Genomic DNA, 22,032 nt, shown 5'->3' with positions numbered 1-22,032 from the left:
GCGGTGCCGCCCTTCAAGTGAGCGGTTGGCGCAAAATAAGACCCCGGAGAGGTTGACGTAAGCCCGTCCGTTCAGCTAAGAGCAGCCAACTCGCGACATCCATGCGACCGGTGCGTCTCCTCGAAGGCTTGAGGGTGCGGCTCTGGTCGCTTTTAGTGTGTCGAGTTGGATATTCATCGAAGCCGGTTTTGTTCCCTGGAGGACTTGTCCGGTTTTGTCAGAGACTACCCCGCAAGGGCCGGCCTCCACCGGACGCGGGTCAACGATAACCCGCCGGCCAGATCAGATCTGTCCCGGCCCACATGGAGAAGCAAATGGCCCGCATAGCAGGCGTTAACATTCCGACGAACAAGCGCGTCGTCATCGCACTGACCTACATCCACGGCATCGGCAACAAGTTTGCCCAGCAGATCGTCGAGAAGGTCGGTATTCCGCTCGATCGCCGCGTCAACCAGCTTTCGGATGCTGAAGTGCTGCAGATCCGCGAAACCATTGACCGTGACTATCAGGTCGAAGGCGATCTGCGCCGCGAGAATTCGATGAACATCAAGCGTCTGATGGACCTTGGCTGCTACCGCGGCCTGCGCCATCGTCGTGGTCTGCCTGTGCGCGGTCAGCGTACCCACACCAATGCCCGCACCCGCAAGGGTCCGGCAAAGGCGATCGCAGGCAAGAAGAAGTAATTGGGGTTCGCCTGTCCGGCGGCTTGGGCTCGATGGCGGTGGTTGCACAAACCACCGCTTTGAGGTTCCGGTCCTAAGGCAGGTTCATCCCGGTGGAGCCGCTGGTGCTACGGCGGTGCTGATATCTCGAAAGGAAAAATTATGGCTAAGGAAGCCGCACGCGTCAAACGGCGCGAACGCAAGAATATCTCGACGGGCGTTGCCCACGTCAACTCGACTTTCAACAACACGATGATCACCATCACCGATGCGCAGGGAAATACCATTTCCTGGTCGTCTGCCGGTTCGAAGGGCTTCAAGGGTTCGCGTAAGTCGACACCGTTTGCCGCCCAGATGGCTGCTGAAGATGCTGCAAAGAAGGCGCAGGATCACGGCATGAAGACACTCGAAGTTGAAGTTTGCGGCCCCGGTTCGGGTCGTGAATCGGCGCTTCGCGCTCTGCAGGCTGCCGGTCTGGTCATTACCTCGATCCGTGATGTGACGCCGATTCCGCACAATGGCTGCCGCCCGCGCAAGAAGCGCCGCGTCTAACCGATTTTGCGAGTTTTGACGGGCCAGGCTTTGCTTGCGCCCGTTTCATCCTCTTCTCACTTGGCCGCACGATTGGATGGTGCGGCAACAGGAAGGTACCAGACATGATTCAGAAAAACTGGCAGGAATTGATCAAGCCTAGCAAGGTCGAGTTCAACACCGTGAGCCGGACAAAGGCCAGCGTTGTCGCCGAGCCGCTTGAGCGCGGCTTTGGCCTGACCCTGGGCAATGCCCTGCGTCGCGTGCTTCTGTCTTCGCTGCGCGGCGCTGCCGTCACTGCAGTGCAGATCGACGGCGTTCTGCATGAATTCTCCTCGATCCCTGGCGTTCGCGAAGATGTCACCGACATCATCCTGAACATCAAGGAAATCGCCATCCGCATGGAAGGCGACGAAGCCAAGCGCATGGTCGTCCGCAAGCAGGGTCCAGGCGTCGTCAAGGCCGGCGACATCCAGACGGTCGGCGACATCGAGATCCTTAATCCCGAGCATGTTCTTTGCACGCTTGATGAGGGCGCTGAAATCCGCATGGAATTCACCGTCAACAACGGCAAGGGCTATGTGCCTGCTGACCGCAACCGCGCAGAAGATGCCCCGATCGGCCTTATCCCGGTCGACAGCCTCTATTCGCCGGTCAAGAAGTGCTCCTACAAGGTGGAAAACACCCGTGAAGGTCAGGTTCTTGACTACGACAAGCTGACGCTGAACATCGAAACTGATGGTTCTGTCAGCGGCGAAGATGCCGTTGCCTATGCAGCCCGTATTCTTCAGGACCAGCTCGGTGTGTTCGTCAACTTCGACGAGCCGCAGAAGGAAGTTCACGAGGAAACCGTCGCCGAACTGGCTTTCAACCCGTCGCTTCTCAAGAAGGTCGACGAGCTGGAACTGTCGGTGCGTTCGGCAAACTGCCTGAAGAACGACAACATCGTCTATATCGGCGACCTGATCCAGAAGACCGAAGCCGAAATGCTCCGGACTCCGAACTTTGGCCGCAAGTCACTCAACGAGATCAAGGAAGTCTTGGCTTCCATGGGCCTGCATCTGGGTATGGAAGTTCCGTCCTGGCCGCCGGAAAACATCGAAGATCTCGCCAAGCGTTACGAAGACCAGTATTAAACCGTCAAACGGCAGGTGTGCGCCTGCATGTGAAGGAGACAAGCCATGCGCCATGGAAATTCAGGTCGCAAGCTGAACCGTACCTCAAGCCACCGCAAGGCGATGTTCGCCAACATGGCGGCTTCGCTCATCGAACATGAGCAGATCGTGACCACCTTGCCGAAGGCCAAGGAAATCCGTCCGATCGTTGAAAAGCTCGTCACGCTCGGAAAGCGCGGCGATCTGCATGCCCGCCGTCAGGCGATCTCGCAGATCCGCGACAATGAAGCCGTGCGCAAGCTGTTCGATGCCATCGCTACCCGTTACGCAACCCGTAACGGCGGCTACATCCGCATCATGAAGGCCGGTTACCGCACCGGCGACAACGCGCCGATGGCCGTTGTCGAATTCGTTGATCGCGATGTCGACGCCAAGGGCGCCAAGGACCGCGCTCGCGCGGCTCTGGAAGCTGTGAACGAAGAAGAAGCCGCGTAAGCGACCGCTTCAGGCAAGACGAAAATTGAATGGCCGGGTGCTTCATGCGCCCGGCCTTTTCTGTATGGACATGGCGATGCGAGCAGATACGGCGCGTTGACACGCCAGTCTGGCTGCTTTGCGGGCCATATCAGGCCGGTCTGCCGCGTAGTTGGCGCTTGCCACGCTTCCAGCTCATGTAGCGGGGCCGCACCAGCCGCCAGACGAGCAGAACCGTCACCAGTCCGGCATAGACCAGCTGCTCCGGTCCGATCACCTTCACCGACAGGCAGTAATGCAGCGCACCCGCTGCGGCGACCGGATAGATCAGCCGGTGCAGCTTGCCCCACCGCGCACCAAGCTTTCGGATCGAAAAACGGTTGGATGTCAGCGCCAGCGGGATCAGGGCGACGAAAGCGGCCATGCCGATGGTGATGAACCAGCGCTTGAAGATGTCCTCGACGATAACGTCGAAAGCCAGTCGCTTGTCGAGGATCATGTAGGCGAGGAAATGCATCGCCACATACCAGAAGGCCAGGAGGCCGAGCGCCCGGCGATAGCGCACCCAGTTGACGCCAAAGAGATCGCGGATGGGCGAGATCATCAGCGTCAGGATCAGCAATCGCAGGGCCCATTCGCCGAGCAGGTGCTCGAAGATCTTGACCGGGTTGCCGACCAGTTGGCCGGTTGCGCCGAGATAGAATGTCCAGCCGGCAGGCACGAGGACGATCCCGTAAAGCGCCCAGATCGAAGCTGCATGATAGCGTTTTGGCAAAGCGGGAAGCGCCAAGTTCAGAAATTCGCTTTCAGGTCCATGCCGTCGTAAAGACTGGCTACCTCGTCGCCATATCCGTTGAATGGCAATGTCGGCCGATCGTTGGAGCCGAAGAAGCCGCCGCCGCCGATACGGTTTTCCGTTGCCTGGCTCCAGCGCGGATGGTCGACCGCGGGGTTCACATTGGCATAAAAGCCGTACTCGCCCGGCGCCAGCCGGTTCCAGGTCGATGCCGGCTGTTCTTCCGTCAGGGTAATACGGACAATCGACTTGATGCCCTTGAAGCCGTATTTCCATGGCACCACCAGCCGGACAGGCGCGCCATTCTGGTTGGGCAGCGTCTTGCCGTAGAGTCCCATCGACAGGATGGTCAGGGGATGCCGCGCCTCGTCAAGCCGCAAGCCTTCGACATAGGGCCAGTTCAGCGGTTGAAACACACCGCTCTGACCGGGCATTTCCTCTGGCCGCACCACGGTTTCGAATGCCACGTACTTGGCGCTGCCGAGCGGTTCGACCTTGTCGAGCAGGGACGCCAGTGGGAACCCGATCCAGGGGATGACCATCGACCAGGCTTCCACGCAGCGCATCCGGTAGATTCGTTCCTCGAGCCCCAGCGCCATCAGCGCATCGAGATCGAACTCGGCCGGCTTGCCGACCATGCCGTCGACCATGACCGTCCAGGGGCGCGGGGTGAAATTTCCCGATTTTGCCGCCGGATCGGCCTTGCCGGTGCCGAATTCGTAGAAATTGTTGAAACTGGTGACATCCGCTTCCGGCGTAAGTTCTTCCTTGGGATCATAGCCACCGGGTTTGGCGTCAAGCTTTTCGGTGCCGAAGGCCAGCGATGGCGCCGCAAGGGCAAGCCCGCCCGCCGCCGCCATGCGCAGGATATCGCGCCGCTGGAAATAGCTGGCCTCGGGAGTGATCTCGGATCCGGGAATGGCGAGGGGACGATATGGGCGCATGACGGTAAAGCTCCAGATTTACGCTGACCGGATGGACCGCGCGAAATGCCTGGTGCCAAGAATATACCAATGTCGGCTGGCGCAAAGCGCCCGGCCAACCACATTTTCGTGTAGAGCCGGTGATCGGCGGATTTGATCCGTCCTGATGACTGTGCGTTGCTCTCGTGGTCTGCATTGAGACGGGCAACGCCTGTCCTGGAGCCGGGTCGGATTTCAATGATCAGCCGCGCTGCCATGAAGCTGTCAAACTGATGATGACTTTGGGGCCCCAGTCAGGCCATAGTGGCCCAAATCACTGAGGATTTTCGTCATGATTCCAAATCGCTCGCGCTTGCGCGTCGTTCCGTTCGTTCTTTTGGCCATTTGTGTCCTGACACTGCCCGCGCTGGTTCCGGCGACGGCCCAGACCAAGGTGGAAGACTCCTTGACCGACAGCATCGGAAAGATCTTCCGCGGCGTCATAGGAGAGGACGACGACCAGACGGCGCAGAAATCCGGCCAGGTGCCGCTGGGCGAACTGCTGCGCGCGCCGCCGCGGTCGCGCGCCGACATGATGCAGTCCTTCTCGCCGCTGGTGAAGGCGACCGCACCGGCTGTCGTCAATGTCTATGCCGACCGGTTGGTGCAGCGCAGCCTGTCTCCTTTTGCCGGAGATCCGTTTTTCGAGCAGTTTTTCGGCCAGCGCATGCCCAACCGCACCGAGAAGCAATCCTCGCTTGGCTCGGGCGTGATCATCCAGCGCAACGGCATCGTGGTCACCAACAATCACGTCATTGCAGGTGCGGACGATGTCCGGGTGGCGCTGGCTGATGGCCGGGAGTTTCAGTGCAAGGTTCTGCTCAAGGATGAGCGCTTCGATCTTGCGATCCTGCAGATCGAAGGCGAGGGGCCGTTCCCGATTGTCGAGTTCGGCGATACCGATACCACCGAAGTGGGCGACATCGTGCTTGCAATCGGCAATCCGTTCGGTGTCGGCCAGACGGTGACCAGCGGCATCGTTTCGGCTCTTGCCCGCAACAGCGTCGGCGTGTCGGATTTCGGCTCCTTCATCCAGACCGATGCCGCCATCAACCCGGGCAATTCCGGCGGCGCCCTGATTGACATGAGCGGCCGTCTGATCGGCATCAATTCGGCCATCTTCACGCGGTCCGGCGGCTCCAATGGCATCGGCTTTGCCATTCCGGCCAATCTGGTCCGCGCTGTTGCCGAAACCGCCGAAGCCGGTGGAGAGGTGTTTGAGCCCCCCTATATCGGCGCGTCGTTTGATCCGGTGACGGCTGACATTGCCGAGGCTCTGGGCCTCGACCGCGCCACCGGCGCATTGGTGGCCAATATCACGGAGGGTGGCCCCGCCGACAAGGCAGGCCTGCGCATCGGCGACATCGTTCTGGGATTCAATGGCCGCATGATCGAGCATCCCGACGCCCTGGGTTACCGCCTCGCCACTACCCGAGTCGGCACCACGGTGGAACTTGATGTGCTTAGCCGCAACGGACGCAAGACGCTCGAGATCACTCTCCAGGCACCGCCTGAAGATGATCCGCGTGACCGCCGCGAACTCAAAGGCCAGAACCCGTTTTCAGGCGCCGTTGTTTCCAACATCACGCCGCGCATCCGCACCAAGTTGCGGCTGCCATCATCATTGCGCGGCGTCGTCGTGACTGAGGTTCCGGCACGGTCGCTGGCCGGGCGTTACGGCTTCCGCCCCGGCGATGTTATTTCCGTGGTCAACGGTGTCGAAATCGCCAATGTCGACATCCTCGAACAGGTGGTCTCCGAAGGTGCCAGTTACTGGCGGTTCGAGATCGTGCGCGGCGGTCAGCGCATTCGCCAGATCATACGGTGAGCCGATGAGTGATCTGTTCGCCACGCCCGGAGCCGTGCCAAGCGGCAACCGTCCGCTTGCCGACCGGTTGCGGCCGGCGACCCTGGCCGAAGTCACCGGGCAGCCGCACCTGACCGGCGAGGACGGGGTGATCACCAGGATGATTGCCTCGGGCAGCCTCGGCTCGATGATCTTCTGGGGACCTCCGGGAACCGGCAAGACCACCGTTGCCCGGCTGCTGGCTGGCGAAACGGATCTGGCGTTTGATCAGATCTCGGCAATCTTCTCCGGCGTCGCCGATCTCAAGAAGGTGTTCGAATCCGCCCGTGCCCGCCGCATGGGCGGGCGGCAGACCCTGTTGTTCGTCGACGAAATCCACCGCTTCAACCGCGCCCAGCAGGACAGTTTCCTGCCGGTGATGGAGGATGGCACCATCGTTCTGGTTGGCGCGACCACGGAAAATCCCTCGTTTGAGCTCAATGCCGCGCTGTTGTCGCGCGCCCGGGTACTGACCTTCAAATCCCATGATCAGGACAGTCTTGAAAGCCTGCTGGTGCGTGCAGAGGAAGAGACCGGCAAGCCGCTGCCGCTGGAGCCCGAAGCCCGGCTGAGCTTGCTCGGCATGGCCGACGGCGATGGCCGTGCGGTGCTGACGCTTGCCGAAGAGGTATGGCGCGCCGCCCGCGAGGACGAAGTCTTCGACACCCAGGCTCTGGTGAAGGTCGTCCAGCGCCGAGCGCCGGTCTACGACAAGGGCCAGGACGGGCATTACAATCTGATTTCCGCGCTGCATAAATCCATACGCGGGTCCGATCCTGACGCGGCGCTCTATTATCTCTGCCGGATGCTCGATGCCGGCGAGGATCCGCTGTTTTTGTGCCGGAGGCTGGTCCGCATGGCATCGGAGGAAATCGCCATGGCTGATCCGCAGGCGCTGGTCATCGCCAATGCCGCCAAGGATGCCTATGACTTTCTCGGCTCCCCCGAGGGAGAGCTGGCGTTGGCTCAGGCCTGCGTCTACCTGGCCACGGCACCCAAATCCAATTCGGTCTATGTTGCCTACAAGGCGGCCATGCGTGCGGCCAAGGAGGGCGGCTCGCTGTTGCCGCCCAAGCACATCCTCAATGCGCCGACCAAGCTGATGAAGGCGGAAGGCTACAACGAGGGCTACCGCTACGATCATGATGAGCCCGACGCTTTTTCCGGGCAGGATTACTTCCCCGAAGCCATGGGGCGAAAGACATTCTACGATCCACCTGAACGCGGTTTTGAACGTGATATCCGCAAGCGGCTGGATTTCTGGAACAGGCTCAGAAAAGAACGCGCAGGCAAAGGGTAGGGCACAATGGGTGGTGTGACGGCTCAAATCGGTCCCGAAATCGGCATCATGGGCGCCGGCGCCATCGGGCTCTATGTCGGCGGCATGCTGGCAGAAGCCGGGGCACGGGTGGTCTTTGCCGCGCGCGGACGCACGCTGGAGTCGGTTTCGCGCGGCCTGTCCCTGACCCGCTACGACGGCTTCAATGCCGTCTTGAAACCGGACCGGTACAAGGTTGGCGGCGTGGAGCGGCTTGGCACCTGCGACGTGGTGCTGTTTTGCACCAAGTCCGGCGATACCGAGACCGCGGCGATTGAACTTGCCAGGGTGCTGAAAGATGGCGCCACCGTCATCAGCCTGCAGAACGGCGTCGGCAATGTTGAAATGCTCAAAAGGCTGCTGTCGCCGCACCGGGTTGTGGCGGGCACCGTCCCCTTCAACGTTGTCCGCCTGTCGCCCAATGCCGTGCATTGTTCGATGGAAGGCCCGGTTCTGATCGGCCCTTCGAAAGCCTCATCCGGGCTCGCCGCCCTTGCATCCGGCTCCCGTCTGACGCTCCGGGTCCATGACAACCTCGACGCCATGCAATGGGGCAAGCTTCTGCTTAACCTCAACAACGGCCTCAATGTGATCAGCGGCCTGCCGTTGCGCCTGCAGTTTCAGGACCCCGGTTACCGCAAGGTGCTGGCCATGGCGATGGATGAGCTTCTTGCAGCCCTTGATGCCGCCGGTATCCGGGTCATTGGCGCCACCCGCACCAACCCGCGCCTGATCCCGAAGGCCTTGCGTTTGCCGACCTGGCTGTTCCGGATTGTCGCCCGTCAGCAATTGAAGATGGACGAGACGGCACGGTCCTCGTCCTGGGACGATCTCAAGGCGGGCAGGGAGCCCGAAACCCGCTTTCTCAATGGCGCCGTCAGCTCGCTCGCCGAAGCCCATGGCTGCACGGCGCCGGTCAACGACCTCATCTGCCGGCTGGTGGGCGAAGCTTTCGCCGCCAATACCTCGCAGGAGATGCCGGGCAGCGAACTGCTGGAATTGGCGCGGAAAGCAGAAACTGAACGCTGATATCGTCGCAATCCTGAACCTATTGACTTGCATCAATGCCTGCGACGCCGGAGCGCGGCATTGTGACCTCCAACACTTCAGGAGGACACGCTCATGACGGTTCTGGTTCTTTACGCCACCATTGAGGGGCACACCCGCAAGATTGCCGAACGCGCTGCTGCAAAGCTTGAGGAAGCGGGGCAGGGCGTGGTTCTTGGTGATATTCGCGAACCCGGTTTCGCTGTTCCGGGCCGCTTTGACGGGGTGCTGATCTGCGCGCCCATTCATGTCGGGCGCTACCCGTCGCCGGTGGCCCAGTTCGTCACCGACTGGAAGTCTGCACTTGCAGAGGTGCCCGCCGCACTGATTTCTGTTTCGCTCGGCATTCACAGCGACAACGCCGAAGACCATGCCGAGGCGGAAGCCTATCCGGCAAAGCTCGAGAAGAAGACCGGATTTCATTTCCCCAAGGTCCATCACGCTGCCGGCGCGCTCAAATATCTCGAATATGATTTCTTCAAGCGCGCGCTGATGCGCCAGATCGCGCAAAAGGAAGGCGGTCCGGTCGATACAAGCCAGGATCACGAATTCACCGACTGGGAAGCGCTTGATGCCTTCGTGCAGGAATTCGCCGACGATGTTGCGCTCGCAGCCAAGGCCTGATTTTTACCGGCCCGGCCGCTAAGATAAGTTCAGGCCGGCGTGCGCAACGGCTTTATCGCTGTGCCGTTTTCCGCTAAGCACCGGGGATGAATGCTCTTGTGCTGGTTTTTATCGGTGGCGGTCTTGGTGCCGTATCACGTCATCTTTCCGCGATGGCGGTCACGCGTGCGGCCGGCGCGGGTTTCCCTTGGGGCACGTTGCTGGTTAACATCGCGGGATCGCTCGCCATGGGGCTGCTGATTGCCTGGCTTGCGCGCCGCTCGTCGGGCGACGCGGACCTGAGATTGTTGCTGGCAACCGGATTTTTGGGTGGATTTACCACATTCTCGGCATTTTCGCTCGATGCGGTGACGCTTTACGAGCGTGGCGCGTTGACGGCGGCTGCCGCCTATGTGATTGCCAGCGTCACAGTTTCCATTCTGGCGTTGTTTGGCGGGCTCTGGCTGGCGCGCCAGCTCTGATGCGCAGATCAAAGAGATAATCGATATGGCGGGCGTACAGCTCAAAAAGGTGGATCCGGACGAAGCGGGCATGCGGCTCGATCGCTGGTTCAAGGTGCATTTCCCGGGTCTCGGCTTCGGGCAGCTGCAAAAGCTGCTCAGGTCTGGGCAGGTCCGTGTCGATGGCGGCCGGGTCAAATCCGACGCAAGGGTGCAACCCGGTCAGACCGTGCGGATTCCGCCGATGGACGTCGACGAGAAATCCACCGCCCCGCTGACTGCCAAGACCATGCGCAGCCAGAACGACCACGAAGTGCTCAGCCAGATGCTGTTGCATGAAGATGCAAAGGTGCTGGTGTTCAACAAGCCCGCCGGCCTTGCCGTGCAGGGCGGTTCCGGCGTCACCCGCAATGTCGACGAGATGCTCGAGGCCTGGCGCAACAAGAAGGGCGAAAAGCCCCGGCTGGTGCACAGGCTCGACCGTGACACCGCCGGCGTTCTCGTCGTGGCCCGAACCAGGGGCGCGGCACAGGCGCTGACTGCCGCGTTCCGCGAACGCACCACCAAGAAGACCTACTGGGCGCTGGTCAAGGGCGTACCGCGCACCAAGGAAGGCAAGATCTCCACCTGGCTGATCAAGGAAGCCACCGAGGATGGCGACCGGATGCGTGTGGCCAAGCATGGCGAGCAGGGTGCCGATCATGCGGTGTCCTATTACCGCGTCATCGACAAGGCGGCGCAAAACCTCGCCTGGCTCGAGTTCGAACCCTACACCGGCCGCACACACCAGCTGCGTGTGCATGCGCTGCACCTGGGGCATCCGATCATTGGCGATCCGAAATATTTCGAGTTCGACAAGAACTGGGAGTTCCCCAGCGGCATGCAGAACCGGCTGCATCTCCTGGCGCGCCACATCTCCGTTCCCCATCCCGATGGTGGCCGGCTTTCGGTCACCGCGCCATTGCCGCCGCACATGGTGCAAAGCTGGAACCTGCTCGGTTTTGACGAGGCGACCGGCGGGGAGCCCGAGGAATGAAGCTTGCGCTGTTTGATTGCGACGGCACCATTGTCGACAGCGCGGCGGTGATTCACGCCTGTATGGAGCGCACCTTCACCGATTTCGGGGTGGAGCGGCCTGCGTTTGAGCGGACCAAGTCGATCATCGGCCTGACACTGGATATCGCGATCGCGCAAATGCTCGACCGGCCGGTGGATCCGGAGATTGCCGCCATGACTGCGCGCTACAAGGAACATTTCATGCTGTACCGCCAAAACGGCGGTGCGCTTGAACCGGCCTATGACGGCCTTCTGCCTCTGATTGCGGCGCTTGCCGCGCGCGATGATGTGATCCTCGGCGTGGTCACCGGCAAGTCACGCCGCGGGCTTGACGCGATTCTTGCCCACCATGGCCTGACAAAGGCGTTCTTTGCCACCCGCACCGCCGATGATTGCCCGTCCAAGCCGCATCCGGCGATGGTTCTGGAATGCTGCGCGGAAGCCGGTGTCGATCCCGAACGGACAACCGTTATCGGCGATGCGGTGTATGATATGCAGATGGCCGTCAGCGCCGGCGCCAGGGCTGTCGGCGTTTCCTGGGGTTATGGCCCGGTGGAAGCGCTCAGGGCCGCGGGGGCTCATCACGTGGTCGATCATGCCTGCGAAATCGCCACACTCATCTGACGACAGGAGACGCTTCCATGCGCGATATACTCAGCGATCTCGATCTCGGAGAAAAAGGCGAAAAGCTGTCCGATCCGGTGCGCGAAGTCCAGGCCGGTCTGCACAGGCCATTGCCGAAACGCTTCTACAAGCAAGCTGCCGCGGTCGACGCAGAAGATGGCAGCTTCGTCGTGGCGCTGGACGGCAAGCCGGTGCGCACCCCGTCGCGCAAGCCGCTTGGCGTTCCACACAAGGAACTGGCCGAAGCAATCGCATCCGAATGGCAGGCGCAGAAGGATGAAATCAATCCGGCGACAATGCCGCTGACCCGTATGCTCAACACAGCCCTTGATGGCGTGGAGGCGGCGCAGGACGAGGTGTTTGAGGAAATCCTGCGTTTTGCCGGGACTGACCTGGTTTGTTATCGCGCCGACGCGCCCGAAGGGCTGGTCGCGCGCGAAAGCGAACTCTGGGATCCCTATCTCGACTGGGCTGCCAACATGGGTGCCCGTCTGGTGCTGTCGGAAGGTGTTGTCCATGTCGAGCAGCCACCGGAGGCGATCCGCGCCATTGCAGTGTTGCTGCGCCGTTACGCAACGCCGCTGCAACTGACCGCGCTGCACGCCATCACCTCGCTCACCGGCTCGCTGATCCTGGCATTGGCGCTGGCCGAAGGGCAGGGCGAACCATCCGAGATCTGGGAGGCGGCCCATGTCGACGAGGACTACAACATCGGCCAGTGGGGCGAGGACCATGAAGCCGCCGAGCGTCGCGCCAAACGGCGGATCGAATTCGAGGCCGCACATCTGATCCTGTCCGCCTACCGGTCCTGAACCTGGCCGGCACAGCGCGCGCCTGGTCAATGGGCAGGCCACACGCTCCTGCCTCTCTGGACATTCGCAACAAGCTTTGATCATCTCGGTTTCTAAACCCGGATGACAGGAAAGTATGGCGCGATGGCAGATGATGTTTCGACAGGTTTCATTGACCCGACCAGGGAGGCTTTCGCCGGGTTCCGCGAGCTGGACAGGCCGGGGCCGATCCACATGTTCAACCTCGTGAGGTTTCGCGCACAGGCTGCCTACGAGGATGGAACCGTCGCCACCGGCGCTGAGGCCTATGAAAGCTATTCCCGCGAAAGCGGGCCGGTTTTCGAACGTCTCGGCGGCAGGCAGGTGTGGATCGGAAAACCGGAACTGATGCTCATCGGGCCGCAAGACGAGGCCTGGGACATTGCCTTTATCGCCGAGTATCCGGACAAGGATGCCTTTGTCGCCATGCTGCGTGATCCCGAATACCGCAAGGCCGTCCGCCATCGTCAGGCCGCCGTTGCCGATTCACGGCTGATCCGCATGCAGCCCGGCCTGCCGGGGTCTCATTTCGGCGAGATGAACCAGTAGGATTCCTCCTGATTTGGAATGGCGCCGACAGAATCACAGCTATTTTTAACCGGCCTGAATTAGGAGGAAATGAAGCTTCTTAACCATACACTAACTATAAAATGCGATTTTTCGGAAAGTGGAATTGCCCCTTCCGGAGTATTGGCATGCAGCAAGTCAATCGAATGCCATTGCGTTTCTTGCGTACAATGCTGCTTGTCGTTCTTGCCGCCGGTCTTTCGGCCTGTGCGGGCAGGCCAAAGCCTCTCGAACCGACCACGCCGTACAATGTCACCGAAGTTCGGGTCATGGCTGACAGTGTCGAAAATCTCGGCTTCGCCGGCCATCTGCAGAGCAGACTTGAGGCGAGTGTTGGCCGTGCCACGTCCGACGTCGGCCAGACCTCATCGCTCAGGATCGTGGTTCAGGACCGGCGGGCGGAACCATCGCCGGTCAATCTGTTCGGTGGCAGGTCCGAGTCCGTCAGTCTGGATCTGTCCCTGATCGATTCAAGAACCGGCCAGCTGCTCCGCTCGCAGGCCATGCGCTCGACATATTCCGATTTCAATTCAGGCCGCGCCGACACCATGCTCGTTGCCAGGCTGACAGATGATATCCGTAGTTTTCTCGGCTTGACCGGCTACACCCCGTATCCGGTCGGCGGCCTCAAGCGGGATGTGGCATGGCCGACGGGCAATCCCGGCCGCTTCGATGCCGATGACGAGGCCATGCGCTCTGTCGATCCGTTGCTGAATGGCACGGTGACCCCGACCACGGTCAATCTCGAGGTGGAGCCTGATGCCGGCCCTGCGGTGGATTTTTCCAAGCCGCTGCTTGACGCAAAACCAAGCATCAAGCCCACAGTGCCCGATGTTCCCATGGCTTCGCCGGCGCTGGTCGACGTGCCCAACAGCCTCGAGCTTCCGGCCCGGGAGCCTCGCATTGTCAGTGAGATCGAAGATGCAGCCTCTGCCGACGACGAACCCTGCATCATCACGCTCGAAAACGACTGCAGCGATCCCGACAGCCGTTGAACCGGGCGATCAGCCCAGCCGCTTGGCGTGCCAGGCGAGATGGTCGTCCATGAAGGTCGAGATGAAATTGTAGGAATGGTCATAGCCTTCCTGCATCCGCAGGGTCAGGCCGATATCTGCCTTGCGGCAGGCTTCTTCCAGAAGCCAGGGGCGCAGACCGGTTTCGAGAAAGCCGTCCGCGGTTCCCTGATCCACCAGGAATTCCGGAAACCTCGCGCCGTCCTCGATCAGTTGCGTCGCGTCGTAACGCCGCCAGGCAGTCTCGTCCGCACCAAGATATTTCTCCAACGCAGGGCGTGACCAGTCAGCACTTGACGGCTGGACGATCGGTGCGAAAGCCGAACAGCTTTTGAACCTGTCGGGATGCTTGAGCGCCAGCGTCAGAGCCCCGTGTCCGCCCATCGAATGCCCCATGATCCCCTGTCGTCCCATGTCGGCGGCGAAATGCCCTGCGATGCGCTCTGACAGCTCATCGAGGATATGGGTCTCCATGCGGTAATGCTTCGACCAGGGCGATTGCGTCGCATCGAGGTAGAATCCGGCGCCTTTGCCGAATTGCCAGTTGTCCGGCTCGTCGGGAACGTGATCGCCACGCGGGCTGGTATCCGGGCAGACGATGATCAGCCCGAGTTCGGACGCCATCCGCCGGTACTCGCCCTTGTCCATGACGTTGGCGTGGGTGCAGGTCAGCCCGGAGAGAAACCAGACCACCGGACACAGCTGCTCCTTGGCCACGGGTGGCCTGAACACGGCGAACGTCATGTCGCAGCCACAGGCTTCCGATTCCATCGAGTAAACGCCCTGGCGTCCGCCATGAGCCTTGGCTTCCGAAATAATCTTCATTGTCTCATCGTCCGGTTCGGGGGCGTGATCGCTGGTACGGTAGTTGCGTCAGCGTCTCAGTAGACGACGACGCTGCGGATGCTTTCGCCCCGGTGCATCAGGTCGAAGGCTTCGTTGATGCCTTCGAGGCCCATGGTATGGGTGATCATCGGATCGATCTCGATCTTGCCTTCCATGTACCACTCGACGATTTTCGGCACATCTGTGCGCCCGCGTGCACCACCGAAGGCGGTGCCGCGCCAGGACCGGCCTGTGACCAGCTGGAACGGACGGGTCGAGATTTCCGCGCCTGCGGGCGCCACGCCGATGATGATGCTCTCGCCCCAGCCCTTGTGCGCGCATTCCAGTGCGGTGCGCATCACGCCGACATTGCCGGTGGCGTCGAATGTGTAGTCGGCGCCGCCCTTGGTCAGATCGACCAGATAGGGCACCAGATCGCCTTCAACTTCGCTCGGGTTGACGAAATGGGTCATGCCGAAGCGCTTTGCCATCTCTACCTTGCCCGGGTTGAGGTCAACGCCGACGATCATGTCGGCACCGGCCAGCCTGAGGCCCTGCAGCACGTTGAGACCGATGCCGCCGAGGCCGAAGACGATGGCTTTGGAGCCGATTTCGACCTTGGCCGTATTGATCACCGCGCCGATGCCTGTGGTGACACCGCAACCGATGTAGCAAACCTTGTCGAAGGGGGCGTCAGGGTTGATCTTGGCCAGCGCGATCTCGGGCAGAACGGTGAAATTGGCAAATGTCGAGGTGCCCATATAGTGGAATATCGGCTTGCCGTTGACCGAGAAGCGCGATGTGCCGTCCGGCATCAGGCCCTGGCCCTGGGTGCTTCGGATCGACTGGCACAGATTGGTTTTGGGGTTGAGGCAATATTCGCACTCGCGACATTCCGGCGTGTAGAGCGGGATGACGTGGTCACCCTTTTTCAGCGACGTCACGCCGGGGCCGACATCAACGACCACGCCGGCGCCTTCATGACCGAGAATGGCCGGGAATATGCCTTCCGGGTCGGCGCCGGAAAGCGTGAACTCGTCGGTATGGCAGATGCCCGTGGCCTTGATCTCGACCAGCACCTCGCCCGCACGCGGACCGTCCAGCTGGACGGTGGTGATCTCAAGCGGTTTCCCGGCTTCAAAAGCGACAGCTGCGCGAACGTCCATTCCATTCTCCCGGATAGCGATTTGTCAGTTGAGCCGACCCTGCCAGAGTGGCGGGGCCGGCTCAACCCTGTTTTCACGCATCTAGTCGTTTGCGACCCGTGTCAATGTAACAAGACGGCTTTCCAGTATTTCCACGCTGGCGGTAATCTGCAGCGCGAGCTCTCTGAGCCTGTTGATTTCACCCGACATTTCATCCACCGCGATGGACATTCCGGGGGCTTGCGGTGCATCGCCGGCACCGCTGATCAGCCATGCGGGAGAGACGCCAAGGACGCCGGCCAGTGTCATGATCTTGTTGGCGCGCGGTTCGGAGCGGTCCGATTCCCATTCGGCGAGGGTTTCATCGGTCACGCCAATATGCGATGCGGCGTCCTCCAGCGTCAGGCTGGCCAGATCGCGGGCGCGGGTTATCCTGCCGCCCAGCGTATCGCCGTCATCATAGGTGTCGACTGTCATGTCATTCATCGATGTAGTTCCCTTAGTGTCTTGGATCGGGCGGACAATTGCGCGAGTTGACGCGCGGTCGGCAAATCCCGTCCAGTGTAAAGCCTATGCATGGACCATGTCGTTCCTGTGAACAGTCGGTCGTGCGACATGCACCGGCGTATCAGATGTGGTGACCCTTCGCCTGCAATACAATTTGCGGCGCCCCTGGGTCTTGTCTCACTGCAAAGTGAAGGCCGGATCTATCGAATCGGGGTGAGAATTTCCGTTCCGGCTACCGTATTATCAGCATTTGTCCACACGTCGTCCAGTGCGCGGGCCCGCATTAGTTCACAAACCAACAATGCGGCGATGCCGGTTTTGGGCGCACAAGTGGCGGCAAGGGCGTTCTGCAAGACCATGCAGATACCCCTGCGGGCGTCCCGATCACGCCTTCTGGTCATCCCGCGTCGGTCCGAAAACATGTTCGAATGCATCGCGCAGCCTGATGTCGGCCTCGTGCATCGGGATTGGGAGTCCGAGGTCAACCAGGCTGGTCACGCCATGCGCCCGCACGCCGCAAGGCACGATGCCGGAAAAATGCTCGAGTTCGGGATCGATGTTGATCGCCAGCCCGTGAAAGCTCACCCACTTGCGCAGGCGGATCCCGATCGCGGCGATCTTGTCCTCCGCCATCGAACCATCCGCAAGCCGCGGCTTGTCCGGCCGCCGTACCCAGACGCCGACCCGGTCCTCGCGCCGCTCGCCGGTCACGTTCATGCTTTCGAGCGTGCCGATGATGACAGCTTCAAGCGCCGAGACGAAAGCCCGCACATCGGGACGTCTCCGTTTCAGGTCGAGCATGACATAGGCCACCCGCTGACCCGGCCCGTGATAGGTGTATTCACCGCCGCGGCCCGTGGTGTGCACTTCGAACCGGTCGGGTGCAACCAGGTCTTCCGGCTTGGCGCTGGTCCCGGCGGTGTAGAGCGGCGGGTGCTCGACAAGCCAGACCAGCTCATCGGCTTCGCCAGCGGCAATGCGCCCGGCTTCCGCTTCCATGAAGTCCACGGCTTCGGGGTAGGGGGTCAGTCCCTCCGATATCCGCCATCTGACCGGCGGGCTCTGGGTCTGCGGAAAAAAGCGGGTCTCAAGTGTGTCGCGAGAGTTCATTGCCCCTGTCTAGATCCGTTCGCACACAAAGGAAACAGGCTTGACGCTCCGGCGTGTTGACATCCCTGTGTATCGGCCTGGGAGAGGCCCCAAGCGTGGCGGATATTCGACGTTCTGGAATAGCGGGCCACCTGTCCCGGAGAGGGGTGGGACAGTCGATCCTGGTTGCGCCTGCCATCTGCTGGCAATGGCAGCTGCCCGCTCGGGGGAATCAACCAGCCGGAATGTTACTGATTGTCAGTCCGATCTGGCGCAAGCCGAACCGCATCATCGCTAAAACTCCGCGGCCGTGCAGCGCGGGATCGCGGTTTGTTCGTGAAAAATCCCGTCATGCCTTGGCGCAACCGGTCTTTTCGCATTGAAATAACTGATTTTCCGCCTGTGCGCGGCGCATGTGATTTTTGTGACGAATGCGCTTGTGCAGTGCATGTCCATTTGCTACATGCAGCGCGCCGGACAGGTTTCGGCTCTACCACGTGCGGTCGTGGCGGAATTGGTAGACGCGCAGCGTTGAGGTCGCTGTGGGGTTAAACCCGTGGAAGTTCGAGTCTTCTCGACCGCACCATAAAACACCCGCTTCGGCGGGTTTTTTTGTGCCTTCAGTCCGGACATGAAAAAGGGCAGAAGCCGGATGGCCTCTGCCCTGATACGAATCTGAAAATCAGACTTACTCAGCGATAACCGCGCGAAGCATCCACAGAGCCTTCTCGTGGAAGGTCAGGCGTGCCGTCAGCATGTCTTCGGTGACAGAATCGCCATTGTCACCGGCATCGCCGGTGGCCTTGCGCATGTCGCGAACGGCCTGTTCATGGTCCTTGATCAGGTCGGCAACCATGTCATGCGCCGATGCCTGGTCAACGTCGGATTTGGACGGCGCGAAGGTTTTTGCCATATCCAGGTCGATCGGCGCCAGGTGACCCAGTGCACGGATCCGTTCGGCGATGATGTCGGTGGCGCCGAACAGCTCGTTGTAGTGCTCTTCGGTGAGTTCATGGATCGGCTTGAAGATCGGGCCGACCACGTTCCAGTGGTAGATATGGCTCTTGATCGTCAGGCGATAGGTTGCGGCGAGGATCTCGGAGAGATGTTTCGCCATGGACCTGCGGTAGTCGGCCTTGAGCCCGGTGTTGATCCGGTCGTTCGAGGCCTCGGGTGTCAGGCTTGCGATAGCGGATTTGGCCATGGTGTGTTCCTTTCTGCTTTGGTCATTGATGGGGGATTCAGGCGGCTTGGAAGGTGTCGGTCATGGTTTGCGGCAGTGCCACAGAGGCGGCTTCAGCCAGACCGGAGCCGGTGTCTTCGGCGATGGCTCCCCAGAGCACCCAGCCGGCGATGATGGCGAGCACCATGCTGATGGTCAGGATGACGAGGACCGGCTTTCCCTGGCGGGCCTGGCGGACGCTGATCGGATCGATTGGTTGGTTCATTTTCGGCGTTCCTTCTTCAAGTGGTTCTGCCTGGGGCTTTGAAACGCTAGTTTCGCTCCGGGCGCACCATGGCACCGGCGACAGCGCCGATCAGCAGGCCGGCGACGATCGCGGTTGTCTTGTTGCGGGCGATCGCGCTTGAGGCGGAGGAAACAGCCAGCGCCGAAGCGTTGCTTGCCATGGCCACACTCATCCGGTGCCGGGCCCTGCGGCGAAGCAGGGAACGGACCAACAGGGCCAGGACGCTCAACAGGACCGCGAGCCCTGCCGCCGCAAGCAAGCCGTTCATCAGCCCGTAAGTCTCGGCGACGAACAGCGCGAAGGCGGAGAAAAGTGCCGCAGTGGCCATCAGCACCATCAGGCATACGAAACCCAGCAGGATGGCGTCACGGCGCAACTGCCGGGCTTTGGCCCCGGCGACGGCAGAGACAATCGAGGTCAGTGGGAGGGCGGCGAACATCGGCTTAGCGGCGCATCAGGAATGCGGCCAGGAAACCGGCGGCCACGGCGACCCCAAGCGACTGCAGCGGGTTGTCGCGAACCGTGGTGCTGACCTGCTTTTCGGCGTGCGAGTACTGGCTCGACAGGTCGGCCACGATCTTCTCGCCGCTCTTGAGCAACTCGTCGATCTTGTTTTCGGCCACTTCACGGGCAACGCCCGACTGGACTGCGCCGGCACCGGCAAGCGCTTCGCCGAGTGCTGCCAGATCCTCGCGGATGCGGGCGGCGCGTTCTGCGATGTCGTCAACAACCGGGTTGCTGTTCGAACGGGTGGATTTGCTGGTAGCAGCCATTGGAAAGTCTCCTTTTGTATGTTCACCCAACCAACGTGCCGGCACCGGGAAAGTTCCGCTGATTGCAAAGAAAATGGCCGCCGGAATGTTCCGGCGGCCATCTCTGTCTGCATTGGATTGGTTGCTGCTTAGCCGGCAGGAACCACCAGGATCACGCTGTCGCGCTTGGCTTCCCAGCTCTCCTTCGAATATTCATTCTGGGCTTCGAGCTGCTCCTGGGTGAAGGGCGTGAAGATGGTCAGTTCGCCATCGGCATCGGCGCGGATGTCGAGGTTTTCAGGCGAGATCGCAACCTGCTTTTCACCCATTCCGAGGAAACCGCCGACGTCGAGGACGAAGCCTTCGACCTTGTTGTCGCTGGTCAGCAGCACGTCGCCGACTTCACCAATGTTTTCGTCATTGGCGCTGTAGACCGTGCGGCCGATCAGGTTCTCGGCGCTGAGCTCATCGGTCATAACCGGGGTCATCGCCGAACGATCAATGCTGGTGGTCTTTTCTTCGGCCATGTCGACGGCGCTGGTGCCGTTCTCGACCTTCTCGGCAGTCTGGTCTTCCGCCGGCATCTGTCCGGTTGCGTTTGCATCGGCTTCGGCGGAGCGATCATCCGAATAGAGCGTGGTGCGGTCAAACGCAGGAGCGGCTTCAAGCTGCTCGCGGGTCATGTTGGCGACCAGCCAGCGATCGCCGTCACGCTCGACCCATTCGATGGTGTCGTAGCTGACCGAAACGTCCTTTTCGCCAATGCCGAGAAATCCGCCGACACCGACGATCACGGAAGCGACCTGGCCTTCCGGCGTGATCACGATATCGTTGATGTCGCCGATCATGTCGGCATCCTCGGAGGCAGAACCGTAGACAGCCGAGCCGATCAGCTTGCTGGCGAGATTGTGGTTCATGTGCATTGCGGCGTCCTTGTCCGTCATGACAACGGTTTCGGAGCCGGCAGTGGTGTTGGTGGTGGTTTCACTTGCCGCCATCGCGGTTGTGGTAACCATGGTTGCGAGCGCGGTGCTGGCCAAAAGCATCTTGAACATGATAATTTCCTCTTTGCATCGAAAGGTGCCCGCCGGGCTGGGACCGTGTGTGAGAGCGCTGGACCGGCTCGGCGGCGTGTACAGGGGATAAACGTTTGCCCCTGTCCATTGTTCCCGCTGGCTTCAATTTTTTTTGCCGGATTTTTGGTCAGTCGCCGCACTGCCGGTCTGGACCGGAAGTGCGTTTCTGATCACTGCGTAGGCGATGAGAAGGAACGGCACCGCAAGCAGGCCGCCGGCCGGTCCCCACATCCAGATCCAGAATGACAGCGACAGGAAAACGAAGAACGGATTGAGCGTGACCGAGCGCCCGATCACCTGCGGCGTGACAAACTGGGCCTCGATCAGGTTCAGTGTAAGATAGGCGCCCATCGGCAGGAAAATCGCCGGTGGCGAATCCCACGTCGCCAGGCCAACGCCAAGCAGGATCACGGCCATCGCCGCGGGGCCGATATAGACGACATAGTTCAGGCTGAAGGCCAGCATGCCCCACAGGTAGGGCTGCGGCACGTCAAGCAGCCACATGGCGCAGGCTGTTGCTGCCCCAAGCCCGGCATTGATCACCGTGATCGACAGCAGGTACCTGGAAACGAACCATTCGGCGTCGCGGAACATCCGCGCGGTCCTGAGCCGCGAGCGGCGGCTGAAACACAGCGACAGGACGCTGATGCGGATCGAATGGCGGGTGGCCAGAAAGAAATAGAGGCTTGCCAGGAAAAGCACGATCTGCGCCATCAATGCCGGCGCCAGCGTGGCGATTTCCTGGACCGTGGATGTATCGGCAATGTCGACCGTCATCTGTGCCTTGCCGCCGGCGATGGTGCGGATCTGTTCCTGCACGCCGCCGAGCGTATCAAACACCGTACGCCAGTCGAGCAGGTGCCGCTGCATCTCGTGCCAGATCTCGGGCAGTCTCTCGGTCCAGATCGACAGCGGCATTGAAAACAGCGCCACCGCCGAGCCGATCAGAGCAAGAAACAGGATGACGACGGTCGCGGCTGCCAGCGAGGCAGGGATGAAACGCTCGAGCGCCGAAGCTACCGGCGAGGCCATCAGTCCCGTGACGACCGCAAGGCAGACAGGCGCCAGGAATGCCTGTCCGAAATCAAGCGCGGCCAGCGTCGCGAGCAGCCCGGTGATGATGATGGCGATGCGGGCCGACGACTGCAGCCCGGCATCCATGCCGGACTTTGCAGCAATCCGCACCACTGGCGGTTCCATGCGATACAGACGCTTCATCCGGATATCCCCTCAAACAGGGACAATGCCGGACGCCGCCATTCGT

General features: G+C 61.1%; 26 protein-coding genes and 1 tRNA gene. 15 read left to right on the top strand and 12 right to left on the bottom strand.

All coding sequences use genetic code 11. From position 1 onward, the window contains the following. The first annotated feature begins 314 nt into the window (after positions 1-314). The 4 genes from rpsM (at position 315) to rplQ (ending at position 2,803) form a co-directional block, all read left to right on the top strand. On the top strand, positions 315-683 hold the full coding sequence (gene rpsM / locus WNY80_RS19090) for a 30S ribosomal protein S13 (RefSeq protein WP_342889001.1): 369 nt from the start codon (positions 315-317) through the stop codon (positions 681-683). 141 nt (positions 684-824) lie between these two features. Next, positions 825-1,214 carry a 30S ribosomal protein S11 gene (gene rpsK / locus WNY80_RS19085; RefSeq protein WP_342869544.1) on the top strand — a complete coding sequence of 130 codons (390 nt, stop codon included), beginning with the start codon at positions 825-827 and terminating at the stop codon, positions 1,212-1,214. 104 nt (positions 1,215-1,318) lie between these two features. After that, positions 1,319-2,329 (top strand): DNA-directed RNA polymerase subunit alpha, encoded by a 1,011-nt coding sequence (locus WNY80_RS19080; protein WP_342889000.1) that lies wholly within the window; start codon positions 1,319-1,321, stop codon positions 2,327-2,329. A 45-nt stretch (positions 2,330-2,374) separates the two neighbouring features. Beyond that, entirely contained in the window at positions 2,375-2,803 is a 429-nt protein-coding gene (gene rplQ / locus WNY80_RS19075) for a 50S ribosomal protein L17 (protein WP_342888999.1), read from the top strand. Positions 2,804-2,933: 130 nt separating this feature from the next. Here the strand turns inward: rplQ and msrQ are convergent, their stop codons facing one another. Continuing rightward, positions 2,934-3,572 (bottom strand): protein-methionine-sulfoxide reductase heme-binding subunit MsrQ, encoded by a 639-nt coding sequence (msrQ, locus tag WNY80_RS19070; RefSeq protein ID WP_342888998.1) that lies wholly within the window; start codon positions 3,570-3,572, stop codon positions 2,934-2,936. Between the two features lie 2 nt (positions 3,573-3,574). Then, positions 3,575-4,522, bottom strand: coding sequence for a protein-methionine-sulfoxide reductase catalytic subunit MsrP (msrP, locus tag WNY80_RS19065; RefSeq protein WP_342888997.1), 948 nt, complete (start codon positions 4,520-4,522; stop codon positions 3,575-3,577). A gap of 310 nt (positions 4,523-4,832) precedes the next feature. Between msrP and WNY80_RS19060 the strand changes: the two genes are divergently transcribed. From WNY80_RS19060 to WNY80_RS19015, 10 genes are all read left to right on the top strand, one after another. Continuing rightward, positions 4,833-6,368, top strand: coding sequence for a DegQ family serine endoprotease (locus WNY80_RS19060; protein WP_342888996.1), 1,536 nt, complete (start codon positions 4,833-4,835; stop codon positions 6,366-6,368). 4 nt (positions 6,369-6,372) lie between these two features. Next, positions 6,373-7,686: a replication-associated recombination protein A gene (locus WNY80_RS19055; RefSeq protein WP_342888995.1), complete on the top strand. Its 1,314-nt coding sequence runs from the start codon at positions 6,373-6,375 to the stop codon at positions 7,684-7,686. 6 nt (positions 7,687-7,692) lie between these two features. Further along, a complete protein-coding gene (locus tag WNY80_RS19050) occupies positions 7,693-8,733 on the top strand; it encodes a 2-dehydropantoate 2-reductase (RefSeq protein WP_342888994.1) in 1,041 nt (346 codons plus the stop codon). Between the two features lie 93 nt (positions 8,734-8,826). Next, positions 8,827-9,375 (top strand): flavodoxin domain-containing protein, encoded by a 549-nt coding sequence (locus WNY80_RS19045; protein WP_342888993.1) that lies wholly within the window; start codon positions 8,827-8,829, stop codon positions 9,373-9,375. Positions 9,376-9,461: 86 nt separating this feature from the next. Then, entirely contained in the window at positions 9,462-9,836 is a 375-nt protein-coding gene (gene crcB / locus WNY80_RS19040) for a fluoride efflux transporter CrcB (RefSeq protein WP_342888992.1), read from the top strand. 25 nt (positions 9,837-9,861) lie between these two features. Beyond that, positions 9,862-10,851: an RluA family pseudouridine synthase gene (locus WNY80_RS19035; protein ID WP_342888991.1), complete on the top strand. Its 990-nt coding sequence runs from the start codon at positions 9,862-9,864 to the stop codon at positions 10,849-10,851. Next, positions 10,848-11,495 (top strand): HAD-IA family hydrolase, encoded by a 648-nt coding sequence (locus tag WNY80_RS19030; RefSeq protein ID WP_342888990.1) that lies wholly within the window; start codon positions 10,848-10,850, stop codon positions 11,493-11,495. Before WNY80_RS19035 ends, WNY80_RS19030 begins: the two co-directional genes overlap by 4 nt. Positions 11,496-11,512: 17 nt before the next feature. After that, a complete protein-coding gene (locus WNY80_RS19025; RefSeq protein WP_342888989.1) occupies positions 11,513-12,307 on the top strand; it encodes an ATP12 family protein in 795 nt (264 codons plus the stop codon). Positions 12,308-12,430: 123 nt separating this feature from the next. Beyond that, the gene (locus WNY80_RS19020) at positions 12,431-12,874 is read left to right on the top strand and encodes a DUF1330 domain-containing protein (protein WP_342888988.1); all 444 of its coding nucleotides are present in this window, start codon (positions 12,431-12,433) and stop codon (positions 12,872-12,874) included. A 146-nt stretch (positions 12,875-13,020) separates the two neighbouring features. After that, complete coding sequence (locus tag WNY80_RS19015; protein WP_342888987.1) at positions 13,021-13,887, top strand: hypothetical protein; 867 nt, start codon at positions 13,021-13,023, stop codon at positions 13,885-13,887. Between the two features lie 9 nt (positions 13,888-13,896). On the opposite strand, the gene fghA is transcribed toward WNY80_RS19015, so the two are convergent. The 4 genes from fghA to lipB all read right to left on the bottom strand — a co-directional run bounded on the left by fghA (position 13,897) and on the right by lipB (position 17,492). After that, positions 13,897-14,730, bottom strand: a complete 834-nt coding sequence (gene fghA, locus WNY80_RS19010; protein ID WP_342888986.1) for an S-formylglutathione hydrolase — start codon at positions 14,728-14,730, stop codon at positions 13,897-13,899. Positions 14,731-14,786: 56 nt separating this feature from the next. Then, a complete protein-coding gene (locus tag WNY80_RS19005; protein ID WP_342888985.1) occupies positions 14,787-15,896 on the bottom strand; it encodes an S-(hydroxymethyl)glutathione dehydrogenase/class III alcohol dehydrogenase in 1,110 nt (369 codons plus the stop codon). Positions 15,897-15,977: 81 nt separating this feature from the next. Beyond that, the gene (locus WNY80_RS19000; protein ID WP_342888984.1) at positions 15,978-16,361 is read right to left on the bottom strand and encodes a helix-turn-helix domain-containing protein; all 384 of its coding nucleotides are present in this window, start codon (positions 16,359-16,361) and stop codon (positions 15,978-15,980) included. A 405-nt stretch (positions 16,362-16,766) separates the two neighbouring features. Beyond that, positions 16,767-17,492, bottom strand: coding sequence for a lipoyl(octanoyl) transferase LipB (gene lipB, locus WNY80_RS18995; protein ID WP_342888983.1), 726 nt, complete (start codon positions 17,490-17,492; stop codon positions 16,767-16,769). 478 nt (positions 17,493-17,970) lie between these two features. Between lipB and WNY80_RS18990 the strand changes: the two genes are divergently transcribed. Continuing rightward, positions 17,971-18,057 (top strand) — tRNA-Leu (locus WNY80_RS18990). 102 nt (positions 18,058-18,159) lie between these two features. Here WNY80_RS18990 and WNY80_RS18985 read toward each other — a convergent pair. The 6 genes from WNY80_RS18985 to WNY80_RS18960 form a co-directional block, all read right to left on the bottom strand. Further along, positions 18,160-18,675 carry a DNA starvation/stationary phase protection protein gene (locus WNY80_RS18985; protein ID WP_342888982.1) on the bottom strand — a complete coding sequence of 172 codons (516 nt, stop codon included), beginning with the start codon at positions 18,673-18,675 and terminating at the stop codon, positions 18,160-18,162. Between the two features lie 37 nt (positions 18,676-18,712). Then, positions 18,713-18,919 (bottom strand): hypothetical protein, encoded by a 207-nt coding sequence (locus WNY80_RS18980; protein ID WP_342888981.1) that lies wholly within the window; start codon positions 18,917-18,919, stop codon positions 18,713-18,715. 46 nt (positions 18,920-18,965) lie between these two features. Then, positions 18,966-19,379, bottom strand: coding sequence for a hypothetical protein (locus tag WNY80_RS18975; RefSeq protein ID WP_342888980.1), 414 nt, complete (start codon positions 19,377-19,379; stop codon positions 18,966-18,968). Between the two features lie 4 nt (positions 19,380-19,383). Next, positions 19,384-19,713 (bottom strand): DUF883 C-terminal domain-containing protein, encoded by a 330-nt coding sequence (locus tag WNY80_RS18970; RefSeq protein ID WP_342888979.1) that lies wholly within the window; start codon positions 19,711-19,713, stop codon positions 19,384-19,386. 128 nt (positions 19,714-19,841) lie between these two features. Continuing rightward, complete coding sequence (locus WNY80_RS18965; RefSeq protein WP_342888978.1) at positions 19,842-20,747, bottom strand: PRC-barrel domain-containing protein; 906 nt, start codon at positions 20,745-20,747, stop codon at positions 19,842-19,844. Positions 20,748-20,870: 123 nt separating this feature from the next. Continuing rightward, positions 20,871-21,986 carry an AI-2E family transporter gene (locus tag WNY80_RS18960; protein ID WP_342888977.1) on the bottom strand — a complete coding sequence of 372 codons (1,116 nt, stop codon included), beginning with the start codon at positions 21,984-21,986 and terminating at the stop codon, positions 20,871-20,873. Between the last annotated feature and the right edge of the window lie 46 nt (positions 21,987-22,032).

This window comes from Hoeflea sp. AS16, from assembly GCF_038900095.1.
Classification (GTDB): Bacteria; Pseudomonadota; Alphaproteobacteria; order Rhizobiales; family Rhizobiaceae; genus Hoeflea.
This window is presented reverse-complemented; position numbering and strand designations above follow the sequence as displayed.